Genomic DNA, 4,916 nt, shown 5'->3' with positions numbered 1-4,916 from the left:
GGCAAATCCACCTTGCTCAAGGTGCTGGCCGGGCAATTGCCGCCGCGCGCCGGCCAGGTCCGCGTCCAGGCGGTCTGCGCCTATCTGGATCAGAACCTGGCCGGGCTGGACCCGGCGCGCGGCGCGGCGGAACAGCTGCTGGCGGTCAATCCCGCCGCCGGGGAAGGCCGGCTGCGCATGTTGCTGGCCCAGCTGGGCCTGGACGCTGAACAGGCCTCGCGGCCCAGCGGTCAGCTCAGCGGCGGCGAGCGGCTGAAGGCCGCGCTCGCCTGCGCGCTCTATGCCGACCCGCCACCGCAGCTCTTGCTGCTGGACGAACCCAGCAATCATCTGGATCTGCCATCCCTGCAAGCATTGGAAGCGATGCTGCGCGGCTATCGCGGCGGGCTGTTGGTGGTGTCGCACGACGATGCCTTCCTGGATGCGCTGGAACTGGACGGCTGGCTGGAAGCGGGCCCCGAAGGCTGGCGGCTGCGGGATGGCGCGGGGCCGCAAGGCGGGAAAGACTGATGTTCGGGGTAGGTAATTTAACGTACAGAACTATGGCGGACGCATGAATATAGTTAAAGCGTTGGTGTAAATCGGCGCTGCTTTTTGATGCGGGAGATTTAGAGCGGCCAACAAAACCCCTGTAAAGCGACCACGGCCAAGAGGCTTAGAACCTGTTTACGATCTCGCGAGCTAAGGCGAGACAAGGCGAAAACGAGCGAGAAAGCGGAATGTACAGATGGTACATGAGCATTTTGAGCTCGGTTTCAACGCCCATTTCTATCCATCCCGCCGAAGCGCAGCAGATCGTAAACAGGTGCTTAGAGCCGCTAACAAAACCGCGCAGCGCACCTGAGCCAAGGCGCGCCGACGCAGGCAGTACAAGTAGTACGACAAGGAGGCGCAACGCAGGATCAGGGGTTTTGTTAGCGGGTCTTAACGCATTCAGGGGTCTTGCCGGTGGCGCTCGCAGCTTTGCCTGAGCCCGCAAGGCGCACTCTACTGGGCACGGAGGCCCGCCATGCTGGACAACATCCTGTTCTTCGAACGACCGTACCGTCATTTCCTCTGTGTGGACAGCCTGGACCAGGCCGTGGCGGCGCAAGCCGCCGCCGTGCTCGGCGGTCCCTTGCCGTGGGAGCAGAGCGCAGTCAGCGTCGCCAGCCGGCTGGATCTGCGCCGGCACTATGCGCAGCGGGCGGAGGCGCCGGCTTTTTTGCACAGCGGTTTTCTGAACGAAATGCGCGGCCGTGTCCAGACGTTGTTCCAGGCGCCGCTGTCGGCGGACGACATCCAGGTGCAAGGCCGCCGCCAATTGCCCGGCCAGCGCATCGGCGTGCACAACGACAGCCCCGGCCTTGGCGATGAAGGCTATCGCGTGGTGCTGCAATTCACCCATGATCTGAGTCCCGAAGACGGCGGCCTGTTCAATATCCATGCCGGCGACGATCCGGAGGCCATCTGCCAGAGCATACGCCCGTATCCCAATCTGGCCGTCGGCTTCGAAATGGGCGCTCAGTCCTATCATTCGGTCACGCCGCCGACGCGCCAGCCGCGCGCCGCGCTGATCTTCAACTTCTGGCATCAGGGCAACAGCCCGGTGGTGGCGCGCCGGGTGCGGCAGGCGCTGGCGACGCTGCTGCCGGATGTCGCCCGTCTGGAAGAGGAGGGCCCCGCAAACTGGCCGGCGCCGCGCGCGGCGCAAGCGTTGCTGGCGGAATGGTGCATGGGCAATGCGGCGCAGGCGGCCGGCCTGCTGCTGGCCGCCGCCGCCGCGTCGGAAACCGTGCGCAGCCCGGGCATAGATAAAGCGCTGGCGCGGCTGGGGTTTCCCGCCGGCGCGCCGCTGCCGTCAGGCGAAGCCATCCTCGCCGCGGCCCAGGCTCATGCCGGCCTGAACTCGGACCCGGACACGCTGCGCGCCGCGCTGGCGCTGGCGGTATGGGTGGCCGGCGCGCCCAGCCGGATCTTCAGCCACGAGCACTGGAGCCGCTGCGCCGCCCAGGTGCGCCCCTGGGCGCACCGCTTGCCGATACGCGCGATGCATTTGGCCGAGGCCTTGTTTCCGGAGTGGCCGCGGGCCGGTAAGGTTTGAACCGGCGCAGGCGGCCGGGCTTCAACGCTTGATGGCCGCCTGGAGCAGCGGCGTCATCGCGACGCGCACCGCCGCCAAGAGCCGCTCGCGCGGCACGCCGTCGCGCGCCTGTACCGAGATGCCGTGCAATTGCACGGCGTAGAAATCGCCCAGGGCATCCACATCGGTATCCGGCCCCAGCTGGCCGTCGGCGACGCCGCGCCGCAGCCGGTCCATCACCGATTGCGTGCGTTCATGGCGTTGCGCGCGCAGCCATTCCAGCACCCCGTCGTTCTGCTCCGAGCAATTGGTGGCCGCCGACACCACCATGCAGCCCTGCGGCGAATCCGGCTGGGTGTAGAGCATGACCGCGTCGCGCAGCATGCGCTCGATGGCGGCGGCCACATCCTCCTCCTGGCGCAGCGCCAGATCGGCGAAGCCGCCGTCCCCGGCGGTGTAGAGCGCCACCGCCTCGCGGAACAAGTCCTCCTTGCTGCCGAATGCCGCGTAGATCCGCGCCGAGGCGATGCCCAGCGCCGCGACCAGATCCGACATCGAGGTGCTCTCGTAGCCGCGCCGCCAAAAGGCCAGCATCGCCTGTTTCAACGCCTGGTCCCGGTCAAACTCCCTAGGCCTGCCTGCCATCTTTTCCTCTCGCTTTCATCTTGCCGGGCAGAATTTTATCGCGGCCGGCTGTTGACGTGTAGTCCTGGCCTTGTCTATTATTTGTCGATCGACAAACAATTAAGGGCGATACATGAAAACCCTCAAAGGCCCAAGTCTGCATCTGGCGCAATTCGGCGCGGATCAAGCCCCGTTCAACACCCTGGACGGCATTGCCGGCTGGGCGGCGCGCACCGGTTTCAAGGCCTTGCAGATCCCGGCCTGGGACAGCCGCTTCATCGATGTGGAGCGGGCCGCCGCCAGCCAGGACTATTGCGATGAAATCACCGGCACGCTGGCCGCGCACGGCTTGCGGATCAGCGAGCTGACCACGCATATCTTTGGGCAACTGGTCGCCGTGCATCCGGCCTACGACGCGATGTGCGACAACTTCGCGCCGCCCAGCCTGCGCGGCAAGCCGGCGGAGCGCACCGCCTGGGCGCTGCAACGGCTGCGGCAGGCGGCCCAGGCCTCGCGACGGCTGGGCCTGAGCGAGATGGGCACCTTTTCCGGCTCCTTTGTCTGGCCGTATCTGTTTCCGTTTCCGCAACGGCCGGAAGGGCTGATCGAAACCGCCTTCGAGGAGCTGGCGCGGCGCTGGCGACCGATTCTCGACGCTTGCGACGAACACGGCGTCAATCTGTGCTACGAAATCCACCCCAGCGAAGACCTGCATGACGGCACCAGCTTCGAACGCTTTTACGAGCTGGTGGACCAGCACGCGCGCTGCAAGATGCTGTTCGACCCCAGCCACCTGGTGCTGCAGCAACTGGATTATCTGGCCTACCTGGACATCTATCACGAGCACATCCGCATGTTCCATGTGAAGGACGCCGAGTTCCGACCCAATGGCCGGCAAGGCATCTACGGCGGTTACAGCGGCTGGACGGAGCGCGCCGGTCGTTTCCGTTCCCTCGGCGACGGCCAGGTGGACTTCAAGGCGATCTTCTCCAAGCTGGCGCAGTACGACTTCGAGGGCTGGGCCACGCTGGAGTGGGAATGCTGCCTCAAGGACCAGGAGGACGGCGCGCGCGAGGGCGTGGACTTCATCAATCGCCACATCATCCATGTGACCGAACGCGTGTTCGACGACTTCGCCGGCGCCGCGGTCGATCAGTCTCAAATCCGCGCGATGCTGGGCATCGCCTGACTTTCCATCCACTTTCTCAGCGAGACTACAGATGTCGGCACTTCCTCTTATCGACACCGAATCCGATTTCATTCACGACTACGTGCGGCTGGACGGCCAGCGCGTCCATGTGGTCACCGCCGGCGCGGGCCGGCCGGTGCTGCTGATCCCCGGCTGGCCGCAAACCTGGTATGCCTGGCGCCATGTGATGCGCGCCTTGGCCGCGCATGGCTTCCTGGCCATCGCCGTGGACCCGCCGGGCACTGGATTTTCCAGCCGGCCGGACAGCGGCTACGACACCGGCGCCGCCGCCGCCACATTGCACCGGGTGATGAGCCGGCTGGGCCATGAGCGTTACCAGGTAGTGGGCCACGATGTGGGCATGTGGCTGGCTTACGCGCTGGCCAGCGATCACCCCGGCGTGGTCAGCCGGCTGGCGCTGACCGAGGCGGTGATCCCTGGCCTGGCGCCGGCGCCGTCGATTTTCGCGCCGCCGGAAGAAAACATCTTCCTGTGGCATTTCATGTTCAACCAGTTGGCCGATCTGCCGGAAACGCTGATCGCCGGGCGCGAGCGCGCCTATCTGGACTTCATGTTCCAGCGCTGGTCATGGCGGCGCGACCGGGTGGCGGCGGAGGTGTATATCGACGCCTACTCCTCGCCGGGCGGCCTGCGCGGCGGCTTCGCCTATTACCGGGCGATTCCCGAAACCATCCGTCAGAACCAGCTGCGCGCGCAAAGCAAGCTGGCCATGCCGGTGCTCGCCATCGGCGCCGAGCACGCCACCGGCAACGCGCCGCTGGACACGATGCGCGGCCGGGCCGACGACTTGCGCGGCGTGGTGATCCCGGATTGCGGCCATTTCATCATGGAGGAGGCGGCCGAGGCGTTCATCGCCGAACTGCTGCCCTTCCTCGAAAGCGAGGCCTGAGATGCCCTTGGATAGCAAGATTCAACACTGGCTGGAACAGGCGGCGGCGGGCGAGGCCGGCGCGCCGATGGACATGGCGCGGCTGCGCGCCGACACCGACGCCGGGCTGCGTCAACAGCATGGCCCGCTGG

5 protein-coding genes are annotated in these 4,916 nt (G+C 66.2%); 4 read left to right on the top strand and 1 reads right to left on the bottom strand.

Going from position 1 to position 4,916, the window contains the following annotated elements; all coding sequences use genetic code 11:
- Both LQT98_RS00025 and LQT98_RS00020 read left to right on the top strand, forming a co-directional pair.
- Window positions 1-510, top strand: a 510-nt coding sequence (locus LQT98_RS00025) for an ATP-binding cassette domain-containing protein (RefSeq protein WP_269325869.1), incomplete at its 5' end; no start/stop codon positions are given.
- 499 nt (window positions 511-1,009) lie between these two features.
- Complete coding sequence (locus LQT98_RS00020) at window positions 1,010-2,083, top strand: 2OG-Fe(II) oxygenase (protein WP_231460677.1); 1,074 nt, start codon at window positions 1,010-1,012, stop codon at window positions 2,081-2,083.
- A gap of 21 nt (window positions 2,084-2,104) precedes the next feature.
- Here the strand turns inward: LQT98_RS00020 and LQT98_RS00015 are convergent, their stop codons facing one another.
- Window positions 2,105-2,707 carry a TetR/AcrR family transcriptional regulator gene (locus LQT98_RS00015; protein WP_231460676.1) on the bottom strand — a complete coding sequence of 201 codons (603 nt, stop codon included), beginning with the start codon at window positions 2,705-2,707 and terminating at the stop codon, window positions 2,105-2,107.
- Window positions 2,708-2,819: 112 nt separating this feature from the next.
- Between LQT98_RS00015 and LQT98_RS00010 the strand changes: the two genes are divergently transcribed.
- Both LQT98_RS00010 and LQT98_RS00005 read left to right on the top strand, forming a co-directional pair.
- Window positions 2,820-3,875 (top strand): sugar phosphate isomerase/epimerase family protein, encoded by a 1,056-nt coding sequence (locus LQT98_RS00010; RefSeq protein ID WP_231460675.1) that lies wholly within the window; start codon window positions 2,820-2,822, stop codon window positions 3,873-3,875.
- 31 nt (window positions 3,876-3,906) lie between these two features.
- Window positions 3,907-4,785, top strand: coding sequence for an alpha/beta hydrolase (locus LQT98_RS00005; protein ID WP_231460674.1), 879 nt, complete (start codon window positions 3,907-3,909; stop codon window positions 4,783-4,785).
- Window positions 4,786-4,916: the final 131 nt, after the last annotated feature.

It is taken from the genome of Chromobacterium aquaticum, from assembly GCF_021129195.1.
GTDB classification, from domain to species: domain Bacteria; phylum Pseudomonadota; class Gammaproteobacteria; order Burkholderiales; family Chromobacteriaceae; genus Chromobacterium; species Chromobacterium aquaticum.
Note: the sequence above shows the minus strand (reverse complement) of the source record. Positions and strands in the feature narration are given on the sequence as shown.